This is a genomic window from Terriglobus sp. TAA 43 (genome assembly GCF_000800015.1).
Taxonomy (GTDB): domain Bacteria; phylum Acidobacteriota; class Terriglobia; order Terriglobales; family Acidobacteriaceae; genus Terriglobus.
Window position 1 is genome coordinate 2577331 of record NZ_JUGR01000001.1, and the last position, 25237, is coordinate 2602567.

The 25237-nt window shown below is 57.0% G+C and carries 17 protein-coding genes; 9 read left to right on the forward strand and 8 right to left on the reverse strand.

From position 1 onward, the window contains the following. Positions 1-229: 229 nt before the first annotated feature. Positions 230-3613 (reverse strand): TonB-dependent receptor, encoded by a 3384-nt coding sequence (locus tag M504_RS10990; protein WP_047494510.1) that lies wholly within the window; start codon positions 3611-3613, stop codon positions 230-232. Between the two features lie 302 nt (positions 3614-3915). Here M504_RS10990 and obgE point away from each other — a divergent pair, with 302 nt between their 5' ends. The 3 genes from obgE to M504_RS11005 are packed head-to-tail and all read left to right on the forward strand — an operon-like array spanning position 3916 to position 7420. Further along, positions 3916-5019, forward strand: coding sequence for a GTPase ObgE (gene obgE, locus M504_RS10995; protein ID WP_047491206.1), 1104 nt, complete (start codon positions 3916-3918; stop codon positions 5017-5019). Positions 5020-5067: 48 nt separating this feature from the next. Then, complete coding sequence (locus M504_RS11000; RefSeq protein WP_052200631.1) at positions 5068-5853, forward strand: c-type cytochrome; 786 nt, start codon at positions 5068-5070, stop codon at positions 5851-5853. Beyond that, a complete protein-coding gene (locus M504_RS11005; protein ID WP_047491209.1) occupies positions 5819-7420 on the forward strand; it encodes an acido-empty-quinoprotein group A in 1602 nt (533 codons plus the stop codon). The genes M504_RS11000 and M504_RS11005 overlap by 35 nt, the downstream gene beginning before the upstream one ends. A gap of 100 nt (positions 7421-7520) precedes the next feature. On the opposite strand, the gene M504_RS11010 is transcribed toward M504_RS11005, so the two are convergent. The 3 genes from M504_RS11010 to M504_RS11020 all read right to left on the reverse strand — a co-directional run bounded on the left by M504_RS11010 (position 7521) and on the right by M504_RS11020 (position 10614). Continuing rightward, on the reverse strand, positions 7521-8357 hold the full coding sequence (locus M504_RS11010; RefSeq protein WP_047491212.1) for a hypothetical protein: 837 nt from the start codon (positions 8355-8357) through the stop codon (positions 7521-7523). 128 nt (positions 8358-8485) lie between these two features. After that, on the reverse strand, positions 8486-9478 hold the full coding sequence (locus M504_RS11015) for a transaldolase (RefSeq protein WP_047491215.1): 993 nt from the start codon (positions 9476-9478) through the stop codon (positions 8486-8488). 125 nt (positions 9479-9603) lie between these two features. Then, positions 9604-10614: a fibronectin type III domain-containing protein gene (locus M504_RS11020; protein ID WP_156993690.1), complete on the reverse strand. Its 1011-nt coding sequence runs from the start codon at positions 10612-10614 to the stop codon at positions 9604-9606. 181 nt (positions 10615-10795) lie between these two features. On the opposite strand from M504_RS11020, the gene M504_RS11025 reads away from it, so the two are divergent. Next, entirely contained in the window at positions 10796-11524 is a 729-nt protein-coding gene (locus tag M504_RS11025) for a helix-turn-helix domain-containing protein (protein ID WP_052200632.1), read from the forward strand. A 7-nt stretch (positions 11525-11531) separates the two neighbouring features. Here the strand turns inward: M504_RS11025 and M504_RS11030 are convergent, their stop codons facing one another. Continuing rightward, a complete protein-coding gene (locus M504_RS11030) occupies positions 11532-12065 on the reverse strand; it encodes a 5'-3'-deoxyribonucleotidase (protein WP_047491220.1) in 534 nt (177 codons plus the stop codon). 94 nt (positions 12066-12159) lie between these two features. Between M504_RS11030 and M504_RS11035 the strand changes: the two genes are divergently transcribed. From M504_RS11035 to M504_RS11050, 4 genes are all read left to right on the forward strand, one after another. After that, positions 12160-13818, forward strand: coding sequence for a DHA2 family efflux MFS transporter permease subunit (locus tag M504_RS11035; protein ID WP_047491222.1), 1659 nt, complete (start codon positions 12160-12162; stop codon positions 13816-13818). Positions 13819-14384: 566 nt separating this feature from the next. Then, complete coding sequence (locus M504_RS21300) at positions 14385-14654, forward strand: hypothetical protein (RefSeq protein ID WP_052200633.1); 270 nt, start codon at positions 14385-14387, stop codon at positions 14652-14654. Beyond that, positions 14651-15325, forward strand: coding sequence for a helix-turn-helix domain-containing protein (locus M504_RS21305; RefSeq protein ID WP_052200634.1), 675 nt, complete (start codon positions 14651-14653; stop codon positions 15323-15325). Before M504_RS21300 ends, M504_RS21305 begins: the two co-directional genes overlap by 4 nt. After that, the gene (locus M504_RS11050) at positions 15322-17106 is read left to right on the forward strand and encodes a KGGVGR-motif variant AAA ATPase (RefSeq protein WP_047491224.1); all 1785 of its coding nucleotides are present in this window, start codon (positions 15322-15324) and stop codon (positions 17104-17106) included. Before M504_RS21305 ends, M504_RS11050 begins: the two co-directional genes overlap by 4 nt. A gap of 135 nt (positions 17107-17241) precedes the next feature. Here M504_RS11050 and lepA read toward each other — a convergent pair whose 3' ends face one another. From lepA to M504_RS21310, 3 genes are all read right to left on the reverse strand, one after another. Continuing rightward, positions 17242-19041, reverse strand: a complete 1800-nt coding sequence (lepA, locus tag M504_RS11055) for a translation elongation factor 4 (RefSeq protein WP_047491226.1) — start codon at positions 19039-19041, stop codon at positions 17242-17244. Between the two features lie 450 nt (positions 19042-19491). After that, on the reverse strand, positions 19492-21924 hold the full coding sequence (locus tag M504_RS11060; RefSeq protein ID WP_047491228.1) for a hypothetical protein: 2433 nt from the start codon (positions 21922-21924) through the stop codon (positions 19492-19494). Beyond that, the gene (locus M504_RS21310) at positions 21921-22724 is read right to left on the reverse strand and encodes a DUF3142 domain-containing protein (protein ID WP_198137572.1); all 804 of its coding nucleotides are present in this window, start codon (positions 22722-22724) and stop codon (positions 21921-21923) included. The genes M504_RS11060 and M504_RS21310 overlap by 4 nt, the downstream gene beginning before the upstream one ends. A 139-nt stretch (positions 22725-22863) precedes the next feature. Between M504_RS21310 and M504_RS11070 the strand changes: the two genes are divergently transcribed. After that, the gene (locus M504_RS11070; protein ID WP_047491231.1) at positions 22864-25167 is read left to right on the forward strand and encodes a GH92 family glycosyl hydrolase; all 2304 of its coding nucleotides are present in this window, start codon (positions 22864-22866) and stop codon (positions 25165-25167) included. Positions 25168-25237 lie beyond the last annotated feature (70 nt).

Consider the following 25237-nt stretch of genomic DNA (forward strand, 5'->3'; position numbering starts at 1 on the left):
CACTCCGCAACCGCACGCTGAAGCCTGCGGCTGACTTCTTCGGAACACACCACTGCGAGAACAAAGGCACTGCTGCTGAAGCCCTCCCTATGTTGTCTGGAGAACTTCTAGGCGTAACAAAATTCGGATTTCCGCAGCGTAGCGTTTCCTGCGCGAAAACGCAAAATCGTCTGCAAAGAAAAAGGGCGACGGTGAAGACCGTCGCCCTTCGCATACAAGGATTCCAGAGTTAGAAGTGGAACTTCGCTCCCAACTGGATCTGACGCGGGCTGTAAGCCAGGTTGCTGTTCACCGAGGTGCGCGTGCCGAATGCCGAGCTGTAGGTCAGCGTGTTGGCCGTTGCACTGGTGGCGATGGTGTAGCCGGTCGTGGTTACGCCGGTGATGTTGTAGTGGTTCGCAATGTTGAAGCTCTCACCCAGCAGCTCCACATCCATACCTTCGCGGATCACGAAACGCTTGCTGAGGCGAAGGTCAGCCACCATGGTGCGGGGCAGCTTGTAGGTATTGCGGCCAATGTTCGCGATACGGAATGCGCCGTTGGAGCCGTTGATACCACCACCGATAGCCGACAACGAAGCACCGTTGTCGCCCAGCGCTGTGGTCGGGGTACCGCTGCTTGCCAGCGAGTACGGCAGACCGCTCTGTGCTGCGAAGCTGGGAGAGATTTCCCATGCGTTCGTGATCAGACCAAGAGGACCGTGGACGAACTTCGGCGTTTGGTAAACGGCGTACATCACCAGACGCTGAGGCACGTTGTTATCCGAGTTGCCGTAGTCAGCCGCGGGGTTCAGCGGATCCGTGTAGGCATTGGCGCTGGTGAACGTGGTGCTGTTCACGCCGTTATCCAACGCGTGGGAGTAGGTGTAGTTCACATCGAACGACAGGCCGTTTGTGAGCTGGTGCTTCGCTTCCAGAATCACACCGTGATAGCTGGAGCTGGCATTGCTGACAATCGCCGTTACCGCGCCGAACACAGGGTTGGGACGCTGGCTGCTTGCGTAGGCATTAGGACCATTCACGCCCGCTGCCACAGTGCCCGTAGCACCCTTGGCATAGAAGCGTGTGCTGACCTTCGTGCCGTTCGGCAGGGGCCCCTTGCCGGTGGTGTCCGCAACTGTGTAGGTCACAGTCGTTGTCGGCGTGGGCAGGTTGGCATCCACGAAGTTCGGCATCTCGCGACCAAGTGCACCAATGTAGCTGGCGCCGATGGTCGTTCTCCAACCAATGGAGCGCTGGATGGAGAGGTCAAACTGCTCCGTGTAGGGGTTCTGGAAGCCCTTTGCGAAGTACGTGGAGGCAGGAGCCGCACCCGCCGAACCTACGCTGGAGATGACTGCCGGGTAAGACGGTGCACCGCTCTGCGTGGACGTGTAGTTGAAGGTAAGCTGCGAAACCGGCACACCATTCACCTGCGTTGCGTTGCCGGTGGAGGTCAGCGCGCTGTAGATGGTGGAGTTGATGGTGCGGCCATAGAAGAGGCCGAATCCACCGCGCACACTGGTCTTGCCATCACCGAACGGATCCCACGCAAAGCCGACGCGCGGAGCAATGTTGTTCTTATCCGACGGCATTGCACCGGTCTGGGCGATGGCGTTGGTACCGAAGCTTCCACCTGTTACAGGCAAACCTGCATAAGGCTGCGGGAAGAGCTGCAGCTCGTAACGAAGGCCATAGGTGATGCTGAGGTTCGGGGTAGCCTTCCACTCATCCTGCGCGAAGATACCGATGTCGTGCGTGACGAAGTCGAATGCCGTGGGACCGAAGGCCTGCTGGAAGGACGAGTAGTTCTTCGCCTTGTTGTAAACGGTGGGGTCGGTGCTCTGACCGTTGTACCAGTCGCCGAGGTACTGGCCCACGGTGGAGTAGCTGTAGCTGCCGAACTGGCTGCGCAGATTCTGGCTCAGGTCGTAGGTGTGCAGATAGTCCATACCGAACTTCACGTTGTGCGAACCGTGCGTCCAGTTTGCGGTGTCAGCCACCTGCCAACGGCGCTCATCGGGATAACGCTGGCGCTGCAGGAAGGTCTGCGTACCAAAGTTGAAACCGTTGGTGATGCTGACGTTCGGGGGTAGGCCAAACGGGTTGGTATAGGAGCCGCCACGAGCACGGTTGATGTAGTTCTGCTCGTAGCTGGTAGCCGGAGTCTGGGCAAACTCATACTCGAAGTCGCGGCCGTACTGGTAACGCACTTCGTTGACGAGGTTGTTGGTGATGGTGGTGTCCAGCTTGGCCACGCCAAAGGTGAGCTTCACGAAGTCATCACCGAACGAGCGCGTGCCGTAGGTATTCGTAGCCTGCGTCTGAATGCCGGCGGGCGATGCCCAGTTCAGGCGGTTGACTTCAAAGGTGGCGTGGTTACGACCGTTGATCTGCCAGTCAATCTTCGGGAAGAAGATGTTCTGATCGCCAGTACGGGGCACAGCGCCGAGCATGGTGTTCAGCGCCGTGAGACCGCTGTTGTACAGCGGGACTGCATTGGCGTACTGGTTGTAGTTGCCAAGGTAGTTCAACGCCAGGGTGCAATTGCTGGCATCTGCCGCGCTGGGCGCAGCCGTTCCGCTGGTGACACCGCAGGTCTTGCCGTTGGGCAGGGTTGCGTCCGGAGCAGCAAAGAAGGTAGCCGGGCTGCTGGCAACGCCCGTTCCGGGGAAGTTGCGCTTGAACTTATCAATGGCAAGCAGGAAGAACAGCTTGTCCTTGATGATGGGACCGCTGACCGCGCCACCAAACTGCTTGCGCCAATCCTTCGGCTTGATCACGTTCGTGACAGGGCCAGAGGAAGTAACGGTGGTAAGCTGCGTGGTCGGCGACTTGGAACCCCAGCCTGCGTCACGATCGCGGAAGTAGAGTTCGCCGTGGAACTGGTTTGTACCGCTCTTGGTCACGGAGTTCACAACGCCACCCACTGCGCGACCGTATTCCACCGTGTAGTTCGAGGTGTTCACCTGGAACTCCTGCACTGCGCTCTGCGCCGTGGAGTATCCAGCACGTGTACGACCGCGCTCTTCTGCGAAGAAGGCCTGGTTGTCGTCTGCACCGTCAATGGTGATGTTGTTCTGCAGTACGCTCTGGCCACGGAAGCTCAACAGGCCGAAACCGTCGGAGTTCGACACGACGCCCGGCGTGAGGGCAGCGTAGCTGGACCAGCGGTAGTTGTTGACCGGCAGGTTCTGCAGAACGTGCTGTTCGATGACGCTGTTGAAGTCGGGCGAGGTGGTGTTGATGGCCGGAACTTCGGAGGTTACGGTGACTTCAGTGCTTGTGCCCGCAGCGGCAAGGCTTGCATCCACGTTGGTCAGCAAACCAACCTGCACAACGACGGCTGTGGACTTGTATGCGCCGAAGCCTGTGGAGGTGACTTCCACGGTGTAGGTTCCGGGCTGAAGATGGATTGCGCGGAAGTAGCCCTGATCATCGGCCTTGACAGTCTGGGCGGCTGAAGTGCCATTGTTGGTGACGGTGATCTGTGCTCCCGGCACGACTGCACCGGTCGGATCATGGATAATTCCGCCTACTGCGCCGTCGACGGCCGACTGCGCAAATGCGCCAATCGCCGTTCCAGACATAAGTACTGCCGCAAGCGCAAGGCTGCGGAGGGGATTCGTTTGCATCGAAAAGTCTCCTGAGATTTGTTCCGTTAATGTACCCACCGAATCGGTTGCCGGCAGGGTCTTTCGGATGATTTTGCGGGGCGTAAGTGGAACTCTGAGGCCCTCTGCGAAAAGTCCCCTCTGAGTCTGGCAGATCACTGTCAACAGGACGTGAACGCGCGGGGGACGCTGTGTGTAGTCCAGCGCCTCCATTTTCTCCCATTAACAGGCACAAAAAAAGACCTTCCGTCTGCAACGGATGTGGGAAACGGGGTCCATTTCGGCACGGAAAGCGGCTATCCACTAAACTGGTAGAAGCACAGATGTTTATTGACGAGGCAAGAATCCGGATAAAGGCGGGAGACGGCGGCAATGGCTGCATGGCCTTCCGCCGGGAAAAGTTCGTTCCGCGCGGCGGTCCGTCCGGCGGCGACGGCGGCCACGGTGGCGACATCCTGATGCGTTCCAGCGAGAAGCACAACACGCTGGTCCATTTCCGCTTCAATCCGGAACACAAAGCAGATCGCGGCACCCACGGCGAAGGCTCCAACATGAGCGGCCGCAGTGGCGAACACACCCTTCTGGCCGTGCCGGTGGGAACGCAGGTCTTCGACGAAGAGACCGGCGACCTGATTCATGATTTTCGCTACCCCGACGAACAGATTGTCGTAGCACGCGGCGGACGTGGCGGACGCGGCAACCAGCACTTTGCCACCAGCACCCATCAAGCTCCACGCGAACACGAACTGGGCCGTCCCGGCGAAGAGAAGCATCTGCGACTGGAACTGAAGCTACTCGCCGATGTGGGCCTTGTTGGCTACCCGAATGTGGGTAAATCGACGCTGATTTCGCGCCTTTCGGCTGCTCGTCCCAAGATTGCGAATTACGCTTTCACCACGCTGGAACCGAACCTGGGCGTGGTCAAGGTGGGCGATTTCCCGCACGAACAGTCGTTCGTCATTGCAGATATGCCCGGACTGATCGAAGGCGCGAGCCAGGGTGCGGGACTGGGTATCCAGTTTCTTCGCCACATTGAACGCACCAGCGTTCTGGCCCACCTTGTCGATGTTTCTGACGGTAGTGGACGCCCGGACCCGGTAGAAGATTTCAAGGTGATCGCCGGCGAGCTCAAGGAGTTCGGCCACCATCTGGAAGACAAGCCTGTCATCGTGGTTGCTGCCAAGATCGACGCCGCGAACCCGGATAAGCTGAAGAAACTACAGACTTACGCCAAGCGTCGCAAGCTGCCTTTCTATGCGATCTCCGCCGTTACTGGTGAAGGCCTTGAGGCGCTGAAATTCGCTCTGGGCAAGGCTGTGGAGGAACATCGCAAAGGCATTGATTTGCTCCCCCCACCCGCACCTGCGCCACGCAAACATAAGAGCCCGTATCCGCCGCCGCTGGCCAGCAAGAAATCCGGCCGCTGAAGCTGCAGTGCATGGTCTGACCACTTTTTGTTACAAAGGTGGGGTCAGATGAAATGCCTTCCCTTCATTTCCGCCTCTTTGGTCCTTGGGGCTCTACTTGCCTCTTTTCCGGAAACGCTTCCGGCACAGGAAGTTCCAGTCTCCAAGGAGAACGTCCTCAAACAGGACAATGTCATCCGCGGCCAGAAGCTGTTTGGTCAGAACTGCGCTGCCTGCCACGGTGCCAACGCCACCGGCGGCATGGGCCCGAACCTGACCATGTCCTCGCTGGTGCGCCACGACGCGGGTGGTAAGGACATTGGCACAGTGATCCATGAAGGCCGCATGGATAAAGGCATGCCGCCGTTTCCGCAGATCACGTCGGAGCAGGCTTCGGACATTGCAGCGTTTCTTCATGCGCGTATCGATGCATTTACACGCGCGTCAGCTCTTGGCGCGAGCGCCTTTGCCGGATCGTTGAATGTGGGTGATGCCAACGCGGGTAAGGCGGTCTTTGCTGCGAAATGTGCCACTTGCCACTCCGTTACGGGGGATCTGAAAGGCATTGCGACGAAGCGCGATCCTGCGGAGCTGGAACAGTCGATCCTGTTGCCGAAGGCGAAGCCGGAGACGGGTTCTGTGACGGCTGCCGGAAAGAAGTATGAAGGCCGTTTCCTGCATCGCGACGGCTTCACCGTGACGTTGCAGACCGCCGACGGCGTGTCACACACGTGGGAAACCGATCACGTGACTGTGAACGTACCCGATCCGTTAAAGGGACATAAGGCGCTGCTGCCCACCTACACCGATAAGGAAATTCATGATGTCTTCTCGTACCTGGAAACGCTCAAGTAGCGCCGTCGTTCTTGCCCTGGCGTGCCTGACCGCAGGTGCGCAGAAGAAGCCTGTTGCGTCACCCGTTGCCGCTGTGCAAAGCCTGCCCAGCGTAGGCGCCGACTGGTCGCAGTACAACGGCGACAGCTCTGGCCGCCGCTACTCCTCTCTGACACAGATCAACAGCACCAACGTGAAGAACCTCACGCTGGCATGGACGCTGCCTACGAAGGGACTCGCGATCAAGGGAACGCCGGTCGTTGTGGACGGCGTACTGTATGTCACCTCGCCCAACCATGTATGGGCCGTGGATGCCGTCACCGGCCTGAAGCTATGGAGCTACGAGCGCAAGTCGCAGGGCAACATGATTGCCAACCGCGGTGTGGCCTACCTGAACGGCAAGGTTTACTTCGGCACGCCTGACGCGCATGTCATCGCCCTGGATGCGAAGACTGGCAAAGTTGCATGGGACAAGGAAGTGGGCGATGTCACCTTCGGTTATTACATTGCCGTCTCGCCGCTCGTGGTGAAGGACAAGCTCATTGTGGGCACCAGCGGTGACGTATCCGATGTTCCCCACTCGCTGTACGCTTTGGATCCCGCCAACGGCAAACAACTGTGGAAGCTGAACACTATTCCTGCTACAGGCGAACCCGGCGCGGATACATGGCCCAGCGAAGCCGCGCGGAAGCAAGGTGGTGGCCCGCTGTGGGTGACCGGCACGTACGATCCGGAACTGAACCTGATGTACTGGGGCACGGGTAATCCGCATCCGGTGCTGGCGGGCAATGTTCGCGAAGGCGCGAACCTGTACACCTGCACCATCCTGGCCATCGATCCCGACACCGGCAAGATCAAGTGGTACTTTCAGCCCAGCCCGCACGACACCCGCGACTGGGACGCCGTGGAAACCAACATCCTGTTCGACGCCACCATCAACGGCAAGCCGCGCAAACTGCTCTCGCACGCCAGCCGCAATGGCTATTACTTCCTGCTGGACCGCGTCACCGGCGAATCATTGGTGTCGACGCCGTTTGTCCCACAGAACTGGGCCAAGGGAGTCAATGCCAAGGGTGAGCCGATTCCTGATCCCGCCAAGGAAGAGACACCCGGCGGTGTTCTGCTTCACAGTGTGGCCAACGGCAGCGCCAACTGGCCTCCTCCCGCGTTCAGCCTGCAAACAGGCTTGTTCTACGTGAATGCAGAAGAGGGATGGTCGTACTGGTACTCCGCTCTGGATGCCAGCGGCAAGCCTGAAGATCATCAAGGCGGTTCAGGTATTTCGCTGGAAGAAAACAGCATTCTGCTGGCGCTTGATCCTAAGACCGGCAAAGAAGTCTGGCGCAGAGACACTGGCCGCAACACCCGCAACTACAGCGGCCTGCTAACCACGGCTGGACATCTGCTCTTCGGCGGCGACGCGTATGGCAACATCTTCGCGCTTGATCCGGCGACAGGTAAATCACTGTGGCATGCACGTCCAGGAACGAACCTGACCAACGGCCCTATGACCTTCGAACACAACAGCCGGCAGTACGTGGTCTTCGGCGCAGCAGATACGCTATATACCTTCGCGCTGCCGCAGTAGCAAACCAAATCAAAACATAAGGGGTGGATTCTCATATGAGAATCCACCTCTTTCTTTCTGAGTTTTCCAAGTCTGCCAGACATGATTCTTTTTTAGATTCTTATGGAAACTTGACGCTCTTACCGGAGAGCGCCTTTGTTGCGGCATCACGCACACGCGGGGATTGGGCTGGGTCTACTGCAATCGTGGAAAGGATTTGCTGGTTGTCTGTGACAACGGCATCTCCCATTCCCAAGAGTGTGCTGATCGCATTGACATCGATAGCTTCATCAGGTCCCTGTGCCCAGGCAGCCACTGCTCTTCCAATATCGCGATTTTGACTTCCGGCAACTCGTATCGATTGCAACATGTCGCTCCGGCTCTGCGTCGTGTGATCTTTGCGCCCCATGTACCGCACAATCGCATCGATACCCGCAGCGTCATCCGGGGCAGCTTCCATCAGTATTCCTGCTATCCCTCCGCCGATGGCGGAAACCGCATCCTCTCGGGAAAGGTAGTCCTCCATACGCGGCACGAGGGGAGAGGTAGCTTCCGGGCGCAGGCTCATAAGTATGTAGCCAGTCATTCCTCGGATCCCAAAATCAGGATCAACCAGCAGCGATGCAATCGTCGCAGTCTGCGGTGCGAGCAATGCCCGACCATCAGACCGCCACGTTATCTCCATCAAGGCCGTGGCCGCAACGCGACGCACTGAGACATGAGGACTACTGGCTGCCCGCACTATGACCGGTAGAGCGGCCTCCACATTCTCTCGACTGGATTGCTTGAGTCTTTCCAGCACGGGATCAGCTTCGTCGAAAGCCTCATTTGCTCCCATGGACTGCGCTTCAACATCGTGGAAGAGACCTTCTATCTCGCTTGTCTGACCATGCGCCTGAGTAGTCGCCAGCAATGAAGCCACAAACAGAAAACCAATTAGCTGCTTCTTCAGATTCACTTGCACGCTCTACCTGCCCTGAGGAACAGCCAAAGCATACCCGATGAAACTTGCACCACAAAGCATTCTGCAAAACAGAAGAGGGAGCCCGAAGGCTCCCTCTTGCATTGCTTTTTCAAACGGTGGATTTACGCGCCCACTGGCTCGGCTACTTCCTTCAGACGCTTTTCCAGCAGCGCTTCCAGCTCTTCCAGAGCCTTGGAGAAGCCTTCGATGCCTTCCTTCAGCTTGTCGTGTGCCATGCGGTCTTCTGCGTGCATCTTGTCGAAGGTCGCCTTGTCGATCGAGATCTTCTCGATGTCCATGGACTTCGCCTTGTCGGCGTCCAGCTTCTTTTCCAGCGTGCCTTCCTTGCTGTTCAACTCGTCGAGCAGCTTGGGTGCGATGGTCAGCAGATCGGAACCGGCCAGCTCTTCAATCTCGCCGATGTTGCGGAACGAAGCGCCCATCACCTGGGTCTTGTAGCCGAACTTCTTGTAGTAGTTGAATATCTTGGTGACGGAGATGACGCCGGGATCTTCCGTGCTGGTGTAGTCCTTGCCCGTGTCCTTCTTGTACCAATCCAGGATGCGGCCGACGAACGGCGAGATTAGCGTCACGTTTGCTTCAGCGCAGGCAATGGCCTGGTGTAGACCGAAGAGCAACGTCAGGTTGCAATGAATGCCTTCCTTCTCAAGCTGCTCAGCGGCCTTGATGCCTTCCCAGGTGGAGGCAATCTTGATCAGAACGCGATCCTTGCCGACACCGGCGTCTGCATACTGCTTGATGATGTCGCGAGCGACTTCAATCGTCTTCTCCGTGTCGTAGGAGAGGCGGGCATCGACTTCCGTAGAGACGCGGCCCGGAACGATCTTCAGGATCTCGCGACCAAAGGCCACAGCGAGAGTCTTGAAGGCTTCCGCGGCAACAGCCTTATCGTCAGAGTTTGCGCCGGCGTTCTGCTTGGCGGTCTTCAGCACATCGTCCACGATGTGGCTGTATTCCGGCATGTTTGCCGCAGCGGTGATCAACGACGGGTTGGTGGTCGCGTCAGTCGGCTTAAACTTCTCCATCGACTTCATATCGCCGGTGTCAGCCACCACGGTGGTGTACTGCTTGAGCTGGTCCAAAAGCGTCGCCATTTGCGTTCTCCTTCGATGTCCCTAAGCAAAATCGTTTCACTTATTATTTTACGCCTGTCCTGACACCTATTCCGATGCCATGCAACGGGGTAATCGCTGCATTTTTCAGGGCGATGCGCAGTTCGTTAAGGGAGCGTGACAGTAACCGTCGTGCTGCGCTGCTCACCGGTGCTATTTACCGATGCGACCCAGTATTGATAGCTATGGCCATTCGCCACGGACTTGTCAGCGTAGGTGAATCCGCGCAGTGGCTCCTGAGTCAGCAACGTAGTGGTTCCAGACTCCTCCCGATAGACGCGATATCCCGTAACCCCTGCGTCGTCCGGTGGTTGCCACACTAAATCAACTTCAGGCGTGGAAAGCGTGTTGGCCAGGGCTTCCACGCTCGTCGGCGGCAACGGCAACGGCAACTTCGCGGACGCAGCGACGATCACGTTGGCCGAATCGCTATCCATGAGGAATGACTCACCGCCAAGCGATACCGTGCTACGCCGAAAGACGGTGTAACGCTGCTCTTCGCCTACATGGCCACCCGTATCCAGCGTTCCTTCAGAAGATTGGCCTGCCTGATTGCTCGTAGAAGCCTCTGATGCTGAGAGCAATGTGGAATGAGTGGTATCTGTTCCGCGCGATACGCGCAGCATTACGCCGTTTGAGCCGGGCTCCCATTGCACCAGAATGCCCTGCGCCACAGGTTTCGCACGCAGACCGCTAACAACCACGGGGGCCGCACCGGCCGCCGTCTTTACCTCAGTCCATCCCGCACCATTCCCAACCGAGTTCACTAGCCGTACGCGATACGTCAACGTGCGAGCATTGCCTTCTGCAAGTGTTGCAGGCAGAACATCGTGATAACCACCGGGCGCACCGGCTGCTGCCGCAAGATGCGTAATGGGCGTGCAGTTAACACTGGTAAATGCTTCGGCACGACAAATCTCAGCACGCATCGCGCCAGCGCCGTGCTTTGCCGTTAGCGAAACGCCATCGGTAGTACGCACGGGGTTGGTCCACGTGAGATCAACCGTGTTCCCCACGCGCGTTGCGGCCAGACCACGCACTGCAGCAGGTAAATGCAACGATGGAGGACGCACCGGTCCCTGGCTGGCGCAACCCGCAATCAGAAGCGGCAGCACCATCAGCGGTGTGTTTTTTGGTCTGATACGCAACGCGGCGACAATCACATTTAAGAGCGTAAAGTCCCAAGACAACCTTTTGCAAAGTACTGATTTTCTTACTTCTGTAAGCACGGACATCTTTCCGGCCAAAATCGACATCTTTTGGCCTACGTAAAGTGTCACGACAATGGGAGATAGGGCAATGTCATTACCAGCGGAAACGAAGGACGCGATCACCACAGACCGTCCGTCTCCGCCTTCCAGCACAAGCGATCCTATCGCTGGCGAAGCGGCGGAAAGCTTCATTGCAGAAAAGAAGCTCGGCGAACGTATCAAGCAGCTCCGCCTGAAGAAAGGCATGGGCTTGGTAGAGCTTGGCCGTCACACGGGTCTCAGCGCCAGCTTTCTATCGCAACTCGAAACCGGTCGCGTGGTGCCGACGCTCCGCAACCTGGCTCGCATTTCGCTGGTGTTTTCGAAGGATCTGAGCTACTTCTTCGAGCCAGAGCCTAAGACGCTTTTTCGCGTGCAGCGTGGCAAGGATCGCATCCGCCTTCCTCAGAGCGGAACGGATGATCCCGCCTACTACTTTGAATCGTTAGGCTACCTAATTCCGGATCGTCAGCTTGACCCGTACTTCGCGGAATTTCTGCCCAACGTGATTCCGCGTCGTGCGCATCAGCACCCAGGCTCTGAGTTTCTGTACGTTCTGGAAGGCGAAATGGACATCACGCATGGAGATGGCACGCATCGGCTCGAATCAGGCGATGCTGTCTATTTCGACGCGAATACGCCGCACAGCTATGCCAACGCCGGACAGGCGCCCGCGAAGGCACTCATCGTCACGTTGCAAGGCAATGCAAGTGGGGGTGCGCTGCCGAATGGCAACGGAAAGACGCGCGGATCAAACGAGAGCATCGCCGCGCGTTAGTCCGCGATCAGCCTTCTGGATAAAAGAACTTTTCGACCGCGTTCCAATCTTCGACACGGGTCCATTCCTTTGCATGCTTGTTATGGGGTGCGGAGAAAAGTAGTCCTTTGCCGCGAAACGCGCGCAGTTGCCGTGGGTTGTCATCGATAAGGTAATCGGCAGCGAGAATACCCTTATCGCCACAGAAGACAATGTGCGAAGGCCGAATAAAGTGGAAGTGCTGCTCCATCCATGCGAACTTCGCCGCGAAGCTCATCGGCACCTCCATGGCCGCTGATGCAATGAACACTTCATGGTCGCGATTCAATCGCTCCAATACGCGCTGCGCATCCGGCATTAATTCCAAATGCCGAAAGAACTCAGGCTCGCTCAGATAACCTTCCAACGCTGCATGGTGTGCGTCTGGTACACACTGCCATAGCCATTTGCCATCCATGTCTTCGACGGAAAGCTCGCTGCGGAAGTCAGCGTTATAGCGGCGGATGTGTTCTGCAACGGTGTCCGCCATCACCTCATCCATATCCACACAGATTCTTGCCATGAATCGACCCTAGCATGTCGCAACACTGCACCATAAACAGTGCATATGTAAACTCTCTGCATCCCGTGTCGAAATCCGCCATCTGAAATCGGGTATGGCTGCAACCACAATGGAAGAAACCGGCGAATCAGCCGAGGTAGTGCACGCGGCAGAACAGCCGTGGCGACCGAAGCATAACCCCTGGCTGATTGCCCTCACGGTAACCCTGGCTACCTTCATGGAGGTACTGGATACCTCTATTGCGAATGTGGCTTTGCCGCACATTGCGGGTGGGTTGGGTGCCTCGCAGGATGAGGCCACGTGGGTCATCACCAGTTACCTGGTGGCCAACGCCATCATCCTTCCTGCTTCGGCGTACCTGACCACGTTCATCGGGCGCAAGAAGTTCTACATGATCTGCGTGGTCATCTTTGGTATCTCGTCGGCTATGTGTGGGCTGGCGCCTACCCTGCCTATCCTGATCCTGTTCCGGTTGATCCAGGGTGCGGGTGGTGGTGGACTGGGGCCGAGTGAGCAGGCCATCCTTGCAGATACCTTTGAGCCTAAGCAGCGAGGGCAGGCGTTCGCGCTGTATGGGCTGGCGGTGGTTGCTGCTCCGGCGATTGGGCCGACATTGGGTGGATGGATCACCGACAACTATGACTGGCGATGGATATTCTTCATCAACGTCCCGGTTGCGATCCTGTCTTTGGTGCTGACGACTCGTATGGTGGAGGATCCTCCGCACATTACCAAGGAAGTGGCGGCGAACAAGCTCAAGGGTCTGAACCTGGATTACATCGGGTTTGGTCTGCTGGCGCTTGGCTTCGGGTCGCTGGAGTTTGTGCTGGATAAGGGCCAGGAAGATGACTGGTTCGGTTCGTCCGTGATCACGGCCTTTGCCATTGTGTGCGCTGTGTCGCTGATTAGTCTGATCATCTGGTCGCTGTGGCGGTTGAAGAAGGGGGATAAAACCATCCTGAACCTGACACTGTTCAAGCAGCGTAGCTTTGCTGTGTCGTTCACGCTGCTGTTCGTGCTGGGCTTCTCGCTGTATGCGTCGACTGTGCTGATTCCGCAGTATGTGCAGACGTTATTGGGTTATACAGCGGAGCTTGCGGGATTGGTGATCTCGCCGGGCGGAGTGACGATCATGCTGATGATGCCTGTTGTTGGCATCCTGATTACTCGTCTTGATCCGCGTGTGATGATCTCGTTCGGCTTTGCGCTGCTGACGTATTCGCTTTACCTGATGCACTCACATATGAATCTTGGGTCGTCGTTCGCAGATATTATGTGGCTGCGCATTGTGCAGGCTGCTTCGCTGGCGTTTCTGTTCATTCCGATCAACACCATTGCGTACAACAATATTCCGCGTTCACAGAACAACGATGTGAGCGGACTTTCAAATCTTGCTCGTAATGTGGGTGGGTCGGTGGGTACGGCGTTCGTGGCGACGATGTTGTCGCGGCGGTCGCAGGCGCATCAGGGTTACATGATCCGCAACCTTACACCGTCAAGCCAGGCGTTCAACGACCGGGTGAACAGCGTTGCCGGATTCCTGCAGGGCAGTCGCGGTCCGGGCGGCGGCAACCATGCCGATGCGATCTCCGCAGCGCAGGGCAACGTCTACAACATGCTGCACAACCAGGCGTCGATGCTGGCTTACCTGGACATCATCGCGGTGCTAGCAGTGTTCACGGCCATCATGGTTCCGCTGGTGTGGATTGTGCCCAAGCCCGGTCACATGGACGGCGACGCACCCGCACACTAAACCCTTCCGCAACACATCACTACAACGAATGGCCGCTCCTTCTGGAGCGGCCATTTGCTCTTGCGCTGAACCTTTTCCGCAATGGGATAGGGAGGGGTACCCCCTCCCCCCTGTTTTTGCAAAATCGTCTTTCGAAAGGACTTAGCTGCGGGGTATCCCGCAAAATCGTCTAACCATTGGGGTTAGAGGCAAAATCGTCTTTCTATTGGACTTACGCTTGAGTCACACGCAACCCCACAAAGGCCCTACTTCTATTGTAGCGATCTGGAGGAAATACCATGCCAAGTTTATCCTTTTTATTATGTGTAGTTTATATGGATTGGGGACTTGACACTTCGCAAATGATTTCGCAGGTGTTCTTCAATAGTGGTGGCTTGCCGTCTGCTTCGGAAGTTATATAGCGTTTAAGCTATAATCAGGCGCATGTCAACAAACACGTATAAGCTATATGAGGGTGGCTCTTGTCGGCGTCAAAGCGTGAACGATTAAACGAGATCGTTCATCGGCTTGATGACGCTGCCCCATGCGCAGACGCTCAGTCTGCGCTTGCTTTGATTAAAGCTGTTATGCGTACGGTTGAAGATGCGATGAGCGGTATTCCGGAAAATCCTTCCGCGGCCACATCTCTACCGGATGGGCGTATGTATCCGCCACACGAACTCTTCGAAAAGAAATCTGGTCATTCCATGGTGCAGCTCTTCAAGCAAACCGGACACTCGACTTGGATCGGACAGAACGGCGCTTTCAGAATTCAACGTTCAGATGAATTCGTCGAAATTGACAAACCAGGTAAAGACGGAAAGACGATAAGCGACCTGATGTCGGAGGAACAATGAACAATATCGAAAAGCTGCGCGCTTCCGTAATAAAGGATCATCCGGATGCATTAACGAAAATCGATCAACCTTCGCGAGCCGAAGGGATGTGGTCGCTCGAAATCGAGCTTCGGGACATTTGTCTTGTTATTGAGTGGTCGATCGCAACCGGCTTCGGCATTACAACGAAAAATATCGAAACTTTCGGAGAAACAGCGGACGAGCAAATCTCATCCCTGTCGAAAGCTACTGATCGCGTTCGAATGTTATTGGATTCCAACGAACACACCTCCCCCCCACTTCCGGTGCTCTTGGCCCGACTTAGAGAGCGACGCGGGCTCACGCAGCGAGGACTTGCCGAGATTTTAGGGGTTCGACAATCCACCATCTCAGGTATCGAACACAGGGAAGACATTCAGTTGAGCACTTTGCAGCGCATTGCTGACGCCCTGGGAGGGAGCTTATCTATTGCGATGTCATTCTCTGATTCACGACACGAAGTCTTGCTTGCATCGGGCCATGCCTCGGTCACTGCTGTAAATGCTCGAAGGGATTCCTGTCGCAGTTCTCGCAGGGAAGTGTCAGATTCTACCGATTTCAGCAGACTCCGCGAATCTGGAACACTGGAACGTGCAACTCAGATTGCCAGAACCATCAGTGACAGACATTGCGTGATTGAGATGCCCCAATGAGAACCATAACCTTTTACTCGTACAAAGGCGGCGTGGGCCGCTCCCTTCTCGTCGCGAATGCGGCGCGATACCTCTCTTTTCTTGGAAAGAGTGTAGTAGCGCTAGATTTGGATCTGGAAGCTCCAGGTCTACATTACAAATTCGAATTAGGTGTGGAAGGTAGCCGTATTAGGCCCTCGAAAGGAATTGTCGATATTCTTTCAGGCTTCTTAGAGGTAGGGCAGCTTCCCAAGGACCTGATGGAGTACGCCGTAGAAGTGCCGGTATCACCTAACGCAGGACGAATTTTGATCATGCGCGCAGGTGCGGCACCAGAAGGAGACTATTGGCGCAAGCTTTCAAAGATAGATTGGTATGACCTGTTCTATGGTCCGGAACCCACCGGAACTCAATTTTTTCTTGAGCTGCAGGAGCGCGTTCGTCAAGACCTTAATCCTGATTTCTTTCTCATTGATGCGCGGACCGGTGTCACAGACATGGGAGGGGTGGCAACGACCTTGCTTCCCGATACGGTCGTCTGTCTTGCACTCGACAGTATTGAGCACCTGGAAGGGATAAGAGCCATGATGCTGGGCGTTAAACAGACGACGTCCAAGCAAGGGACTCAAGTAAATCTTGTTCCAGTAATCTCTCGTCTCTTAGTCAGAAAAGACGACACAATGGAGGTCCAGCAACTAAAGAAAGTTCAATCGTTCTTGAATGAGCCCTTAAAGGAGGGTGGACCAGTTCTTGGATTAGCGGAAGTAATCGCACTGCACTCTGAACCTCTCCTAGATACAGAAGAGCAACTCCTTGTAGGAGGAAGCAATAGTCCCCACGATTTACCACTGCTGCGCGACTACTTGAAGCTGTTTTCAAAGATAATCCCGGCGGAAGAAGTTCGGCCTCATGTTGGGTTACTTATCCAACAGGCAATTAGCCGTCTTTTAGACGATCCAGATGGTGCGCAGAGTGATCTCGAAGCTCTCACCACTTACTGCGCCGATGAAGACGCCTATCGCGCACTCCTCAAGCTTTACCAAGTAAGAAAAGCGCCTCTGGAAAAGAGCATAGCGACCGCGGCACTGATGTGGCAGCTTCACTCTTCTGGCTCAGTTCCGGAGCCTTTGTTAGCGGACATCGTTCGAAGTGCATACTCCGAACCGCGTGCTAGTGAATTGCAAAAGAAATATGCGGACTTCGCCGCGAATGTCTGGAGATCAAACGGAATCGAAGACGTAAAAGTACTGATTAACATTGCGAACGCGTACCTGCCTGAGCGACGTGATCGGGCCGTGCGTTTGCTGGTTGAATCGATTGAGAGGGCTCGAGAGCCCCAAATGACAGCCATTGTGAGATTGGTTGATGTCTTAAGAGGTGGGAGATTTTTCTCGCAGGCGCTAACAGTCGTCAACAAGTTCAAGATATTAGACACCTCTCCGGAATTTCAAACAGCCTGGGCGAAACTCCTTGTGGACCAGAATAACGAGGTAGGTGCTAGAGCAGTGCTGCAAGATCCAGCATTTAATCTTGAAGCCGTACGTCTCGATGATCCCGTAGCGCTTATCCGTTTGCTCAAATTGGCTAACGGTGAAATCGCCATAGCCTTACTTCGTGACGGGTTAGAGGTTGCACTCGCGAGGCACGACTTCTCTCAGCTACAGGAGATCGCAACCATGTATCACGAACAGGACAATTTCGATGAGTTTGTGATGAGGTCGAGGGGCCGGGTCCCGGATGATTTCATCGACGATATGACGAAGGATCCTCGACGACGAAATCGTCGATATCGAGGGTATTAGAACTCATTGGAGAATGAGTTTATAGGTTTGGTCGTCTAAGAGGTACACCTGGGGGTCTACCAGCGAAGACGTCACCCATCCACAACAATCAGCTTGTGCGTCTTCATCTGCCAGCTCTCCCAGGAACTACCACATCTACTCGCCGACTTTTAGGACGGCTAGGAAGGCTTCCTGGGGGATGTCTACTTTGCCTATTCGCTTCATGCGCTTTTTGCCCTCTTTTTGCTTGTCGAGGAGTTTGCGCTTTCGGCTGATGTCGCCGCCGTAGCACTTGGCGAGTACGTCTTTCTTAATGGCACTTACTGTTTCGCGCGCTACGATCTTGCTGCCGATGGCGGCCTGGATGGCGACCTCAAACATCTGGCGGGGGATGAGCTCCTTCATCTTGTGGACGAGGGCTTTGCCGCGTTCGTAGGCGAAGTCGCGGTGGACGATGATGCTGAGTGCGTCAACGGGTTCGCCGGAGACGAGGATGTCCATCTTGACCATGGGGCTGGTCCAGGTGCCGGAGAGATGGTAGTCGAGTGAGGCGTAGCCGCGGCTGACGGACTTGAGGCGGTCGTAGAAGTCGAGCACGATCTCGTTGAGCGGGAGCTCGTAGGTGATCATGACGCGGTTGGCGGAGACGTACTCCATGTTCTGCTGCTTGCCGCGCTTTTCTTCTACGAGCTTGAGGATGTTGCCGACGTACTCCTCGTTGGTGAGGATTTTGGCGATGATGACGGGCTCTTCGACCTCGTCGATCGTCGTGGGGTCGGGCCAGCGCGAGGGGTTTTGCACTTCAAGCGTGGTGCCGCCGGTGAGGTGGACCTTGTAACCCACGCCGGGAGCGGTGGTGATGAGGTCGAGTCCGAACTCGCGCTCGAGGCGCTCCTGGATGATTTCCATGTGGAGCAGGCCGAGGAAGCCGCAGCGGAAGCCGAAGCCGAGGGCCACGGAGGACTCGGGCTCGAAGGAGAAGGATGCGTCGTTGAGCTTGAGCTTGCCGAGGGCTTCGCGGAGGGCTCCGTGCTCGTGGCTTTCTACGGTGTAGAGGCCGGCGAAGACCATGGACTTGATGTCTTCGAAGCCGGGGAGCATTTCGGTGGCGGGGTTGGTGGGGTCAGTGATGGTGTCGCCGACCTTGGTGTCTGCCACGTCCTTGATGGTGGCGACGAAGAAGCCGACTTCGCCTGCGGAGAGTTCGGCGATTTCGACGGGCTTGGGGGTGAGGACGCCCATGGATTCTACGTCGAAGACTTTGCCGTTGGACATGAGCTTGATGCGCTGGCCCTTGCGAAGCTTGCCGTTGATGACGCGGGCGAGCACGATGACGCCCTTGTAGGGGTCGAACCAGCTGTCGAAGATGAGTGCCTGGAGCGGCTTTTCGCTGTCGCCGGTGGGTGGCGGCATGAGCGTGACGACCGCTTCGAGGATGTCGGCGACGTTGAGGCCGGTCTTTGCGGAGACGGCGATGGCGTGATCGGCGGGGAGGCCTACGGTGGTTTCGATCATCTCCTTGGTGCGCGGGATGTCGGCACTGGGGAGGTCGATCTTGTTGATAACAGGGATGATCTCGAGGCCGTTGGAGATGGCGAGGTAGGCGTTGGCCAGGGTCTGGGCTTCTACGCCCTGGCTGGCGTCGACCACGAGGAGGGCGCCTTCGCAGGAGGCGAGGGAGCGCGAGACTTCATAACTGAAGTCGACGTGGCCGGGGGTGTCGATGAGGTTGAGCTGGTAGGTCTGGCCGTCGTGGGCCTGGTACATCATGCGGACCGAGTGGGCCTTGATGGTGATGCCGCGTTCGCGCTCGAGGTCCATGGCGTCGAGGACCTGCGCCTGCATCTCTCGCTGCGTGAGCGAGCCGGTGAGTTCGAGGAGGCGATCAGAGAGGGTCGACTTGCCGTGGTCGATGTGCGCGATGATCGCGAAATTACGTATGTACTTGGGGTCCATGCTCACCCTTGATTCTACGTGCTTCGGCACTTCGTGCCGTGCTCGACGTCGCTCCGGGGACGTGATTCCTGGCAGAATTTCGTGGCGAGATGGCCGTTGGGCGCGCGGGGGAGGGCTTCCGAGTGCTCGGAAGCTTGGAGCGGGGTGATGGGGGGAGGGGTTTAGGGCGTTGAACCGAGGTTAGTAGGAGCTGTCTTCCACCTTGGCAAAACCTGCCACGATGGCGATCACGAATCCAGCGATGAAGAGTGAACCAAGAAGCATGAGAGACCTTTCAGATCAGCGGAACAATGACACAAACAACAGACCAGGGAGTTCGGGGCTTTTCGAACTCTGCGGATAACCGTAACCGCCAAGGTCCAGGGTCAGGAATACCACCCTTTGCGTTATGGTCATCACACTTTTGTGGTATGCGGTGTTTGGCGTTCCGATTTGGGAATTTCGCTGGGGTCAGGGCTTTGGTGGGTGAACCTCTCCTACGAACGGGGCGGCTTTCTTTGTCCAGGTTGAGGTGGCGAAGTAGCGGCGCATGAGGGCGGCGGCGTCGCGGCCGAGTTGGTCAACACTCGCGGCGGTTGGATTGTCCGCTCGGTAGACGCCAGATTGCTGACTGGGTTCGTTCTCAAGATTGCCACCATATCGGATCATGCGAAGGATGTAGTAAAGCGCCTGCGGGGCCTGCGTGTCATGCGGGTTGGACCGGACCGTGACGATGATTTTTCTGCCGACCTCTGCGGCGCGGATGGACTGTAGCTTTACGGCGTCTGCACGGCCGCGCTGGAGCTCCTGGGGTGTCATCCATGCGGGCGGAGCAAGAAGTGGTGTGGCGAATTCCGGCGCGTTGTACTGCCAGTTGAGTCGATAGCTCTCAACGAAGTCGTAACTGTAAGCCCGCTGTGTACCAGGATCGACATTCGGCTGGAGACCCGGGTTGCGCGCGAGTACGAGCCAGGGCGTGAGTGGAGATTTGACGGCGAGTTGCTGCTGCAAGGATTGAGGCAGGAGTGGCTGGAGGCTGGCTGCGGCTACGGTGTCGCCGAGGAGTGTTGCGCGTGTCCAGCCCTGCATGGCGATGGATTGGCGCAAGGGTTGTGGGATCGATGAGGAGTTGGCAGCTTCTACCCACACAGAGAGTGGGGCTTGTTCGTTGAGAAAGCGTGCCGTGTTCGCATCCATTTGTTGCTGACCGGGCGTGAGGCAACGATGCCAATTGCTCCGATGCGTCATAACTTCCTTGCATTCGTCACTGGAGCAAGAGGTTTCCGAAGCGGCGAGCAGGATGGTACGAGGCAGATGAGCGAAGGAATCCTCGCGTGTTGTGGCAGCACGCATCGCGAGGCTGCGGAGAGCATTTTGCGTGGACGGTTCCTGTTCCTTGAGAGGCGTTATGTTCTGTGCCTGTTGAAGCGTGGCTATGGTGGCGCGTGCAGCCGATAGCTGGTCAGAAGCGAGTTGAAGGCGGGCGAGGTGGTAGCGGACGGTTTGCCAGGCGGGTGAAGAAATAGGAACTTCCATGGCAGCCTGTAACAAAGCGGCATCCTGTGGTGTGTTATCAGGCGAAAGCATCAGCGCAGCCACCAACCATGGAAGTGTGCGAGTCTGCTTCCACTGTTGCAAAGCGTGCGGAGCGGCTTGCGCAGAGTATGCGCGCAACGTAATCGTCCAATCGAGAATGGGAGCTGAGGCTCGGAAAGAAGCAGAGTCTGCGAAGGCTTTATCCCAAAGAACGACAGCTCTTGCGTGAGCTTCGGACGGGCTTAAGGTGCGATAGTCGATTTTGCCGTCGGTCGTTTTAACCTCTTCCCAATGCTCGGGCTCAGCGCGTAGGTTGTCTGGAACCTTCGCTCTCATGAGCCAGAGAACGTCCTGCACATCCTGCTGGTAGTTCCAGTCTTCGCCGGGACCGGAGAGTAACGCAGTGAGTTCATGGGTGCGGACTTCTGGTTCGAGACGGATGCGGATGAGGTTGCGCTGCATTTTTGCGGCCTCGGCCCACTGCTTCAGAGGCTCTGTGGCGAGATAACGATCAATATGGCGTTCGGCATCCTCGAGTGAGCTTCGATTGAAGCCCGTCGGTGAATCGTTAGCCGCGTTACGGAGACGCACGCGACCGCCTACATAGCCTGCAATGGCTTTCCATGGTGAGGCGACGTCTGCCGCGATTGCGTCGAACTCACGCGTGGCAGCTTCAAGATTCCCCACATAGAAATGTGCGGCTGCAATCTGGTAGGCGCGGTCTTGTTGGAGCAACAATGGCGAGCCAGACGGCGCCGGTTTGGGAGTGGTCCCATTGCCCCCACTGCAGTTGACGAAGACGCTGTCCTGAGCCTGTATCCAGTCCGCAAGGACAGGACTGGATTTGCCCCATGTGGCTGCACGCGACTGCAAGGTGACTACCGCTGTACGGAAAGCATCGTCAGCACAGTTGGGCACCGTGACTTCGAAGCGATATCCATCGGGGGTAGTGACCTTTTTCTGCAAGTCGGGGTCGACATTGGCAAGTGCGATGTTTGTAAAACGAGCACGAGTGGCAGCCCAGTTGGCAATTGCCGGATTGGGCTTTGGTTCTTCGTAGTGGTAACGAATTGGTGGTTCGCCGTACGTTTGCTCTGCAACAGAGTAGGACGGGGCCCATCCCTTCTGCTCATCCGCCGTGAGCGTGCCGCCGTTGAGGTAGCGGTAGGCGACGAAGAGGTCTGCTGAGGGGAAGTCGGTTTGCAGGATGCCGAGGTGGCCCTGTACGTAACGCTCGGGGAGGTCTGGGCGATTGGTGCGGACGAAGACATCGGGAAAGAAGTCGGGGCCGCAGGCTTGTGCGGTGGTGAGTGTGATGGCACAGACAGCGGTTGCGTGCAGGATGCGGGCGATGCGGCGGGGGATCATTGTGTTTGCTGCTCCAGTGCAGCGAGTTGTGGGAGGTCTTGTTTCCAGCCGCGGTCGGGGAAGATGTAGACGCGGCGATTGGCGATGCCGGAGGGCGCGGGTTCGTGTGTGGAGATGCCGACGGTGGTGTTGCAGAGCGGCTCTGGTAGTTGCGCGGATGGAATGGCGATGCGCACCATGCGTGCGCGGCCGGGTTCCATGCGGAAGAACATGGGGATGGCGGCGTTGACAGGGAGCGTGCGGAGCCAGTCGTCTTCACTGCACCAGGAGACGAGTGCCGTCATTTCCAGCGGGAGTTGCGCGGGCATTTCGCGGCGGAGTTGCTGGAGAAGATCGCTGTAGAAGGCGCGCTCGGAACGGCGAGCGTCGAAGTCGATTTGCAGGGCGGCCAGGTCGGGTTGTTGCGCCGTTTTTACCAGCGATGCGACTGCGGCTTTGAGCAATGCGCGGTCGTAATGATGTGCGCCGAATGCGGAGCCGGTTTCAATGCGGACGGTGGCGATGCGTTGAATGTTTTGCGGGAGCAGGACCGGGTTGCGACGCGGGGTGAAAACAGCCTCGTCGTTGAGGTGCAGTGTGCCTTGATAGATGGCTACGGCTTCGCGTTGCGGTGAGAGCGTGTGCAGGTCTTCCGGGCGCTCCCATACCCATGCGACTGTCTTGTGGAGCGATGCGTCGGCGGGTGCAGCCTGGACAGTGGCCGTGGTGGCTTGTTGTTGATGGTGATGCGTGATGATGGCCGCAATGGCACATGCGATGGCTGCGGTGATGAGGAGCAGCGGCAGGGGACGCGGGCGCATGGTGTGCTCATCGTGAGGCTTGTTGCGTGGGAATGCAAGTGGAAATGTTTTGTGTATATCGAAGCTCGCTGTGAGGCGCTCTGCATGCGTGTTGTTTGTCTTCCTGGCTTGGTAGGATGAACGGCAGTTGGAGACGCTCATGATTACTCGTCGTAGGTTTCTGGAATCCGCTGCTGTTGCCGCCACGCTTGCTCACATGGAATCGCGCTCGATGATGGCGCTTTCACAGAAGGCTGTTGCCAAGGATGATGTGTTGCAGTGGGTGGACCCGCGCATTGGTACGGGTGGGCATGGGCACTGCTATCCGGGTGCGAGCATGCCTTTTGGTGCGGTGCAGCTTTCGCCGGATACGTACAACGATGGCTGGGATTGGAGCAGCGGATACCACATTACCGATGACAGCATTATGGGGTTCAGCCATACGCATTTGAGCGGTACGGGCGTTGGCGATCTGCTGGACTTCCTCGTGATGCCGGGTACAGGCAAAGCGAAGCTGGTGCCGGGCGACCGGAAGAATCCGGAAGAGGGATATCGTTCGCGCTTTACACACAGCACGGAGGTGACGACGCCGGGCTACTACTCCGTGATGCTGGACACATACAAGATCAAGGCGGAGTTGACCGCCACAGAGCGTGTGGGCGTGCATCGTTACACATTCCCGAAGAGCGATGAGGCTTACCTGATTGTTGACCTGCACCATGCGCACCTGACGAAGCGTGGCACCACCGTTGTGAGCAGCGAGGTGGAGCTTGCGGGCGACACGTTGCAGGGTGGGCATGTGACGAATGGATGGGGCAATGGGCGTCATGCTTACTTCTCCATGCAGTTTTCGAAGAAGCCGAAGAAGGTGGAGATTTTCTCAGACGATCAGCCGGTGAGTGGCAAGAAGACTGAAGGTGTGAACCTGAAGGCTGTTCTGTACTTCGAGACGAAGGCCAACGAAACGATCCTTGTGAAGACGGGCATCAGCGCGGTGGATACTGCGGGTGCTGCGAAGAATGTTGCTGCCGAGGTCAAAGGCTTTGATTTTGATGGCACGCGCATGATGGCCGCGGCGGCGTGGCGCAAACAACTTGGCAAGGTGCGCGCTTCGTTTATTGACGATACGCATCGCACGATCTTTTACACGTCGCTGTATCACATGAGCCTGGGGCCGGTGCTGTTTGACGATGTGGATGGGCGCTATCGTGCGATGGATAACACTGTGAAGACGCTGCCCAATGGCGAGCGCAACTACACCACGTTCAGCCTGTGGGATACGTTCCGTGGTGCGCATCCGGCGTACACGATCATTGAGCCGGAACGTGTGCCGCAGTTTGTGAATACGTTGATCCGTATGGGTGAAGAATCGCCTGCGGGTGCGCCGGTGTGGCCGCTGTGGGGTCGTGAGACGGAGTGCATGACGGGCTTTCATTGTTCGTCAGTCATTGCCGAGGCGCAGAAGAAGGGCTTCAACGCGGATTACAAGCGTGCGTATGCGATGTTGCAGAAGGGCCGTGCGGATGATGTGCAGGGTATGACGTGGCACAAGGAGCATGGATATATCCCGGCTGATCTTGAGGGCGAGTCCGTGTCAAAGCATGTGGAGTTTTGCTATGACGACTGGGCGATGGCGAACATTGCTTCGCGGTTGGGTATGACGGCGGAACGCGATGAGCGGTTGAAGATGTCAAAGGGATATCTGAACAACTGGGATGCGAGTATGGGCTTCCTGCGTCCGAAACTTTCGAATGGTGAGTGGACCACGCCGTTTGATCCGATTGAGATGCGGCACTGGGAGAAGTGGTGGGACTACACGGAGAGCAATGCGTGGCAGACGACGTTTACGGTGCAGTGTGATCCGGGCGGCATGATCAAGATGATTGGCGGCAATGCGCCGTTTGTGACGAAGCTGGATGCGTTGTTTAATCAGCCGAGCACGCTGCCGTCGTATGCGCCGCCGGATATTGCGGGCATGGTGGGGCAGTATGCGCATGGCAATGAGCCGTCGCATCATATTGCGTATCTGTATGTGTATGCCGGTGCGCCGCACAAGACGCAGAGCCGCGTGCGTAGCCTGATTGACACGATGTACAAGGCAGAGCCGGATGGCATGCAGGGCAATGAAGATGTGGGCCAGATGTCGGCGTGGTACTTCCTGAGTGCGCTTGGTTTTTATCCGGTTGATCCGGTGAGCGGCATCTATGTGTTGGGTTCTCCGGTGACGACCGGCGCGACGCTGGATATGGGCAAGGGGCGTGTGCTGAAGATTGAAGTGCAGCGCTCGAATGCTTCGGATTGCTATGTGAAGGAGTTCCGCCTGAATGGAACGGCGCAGGACAAGGCGTGGTTCCGGCATAGCGATATTGCAAAGGGTGGCACGCTGACGTTTGTGATGAGTGCTACGCCGAATGAATCGCTGGGCACGGATGTGAAGGTAATTCCGCCTTCGCAGGAGATTTAACGATTTACGAGATGTTGCGTGGGGTCCGCGGAAGCTATTCTGTGGACCCCACAGCTTTTTCTGGAGAGAT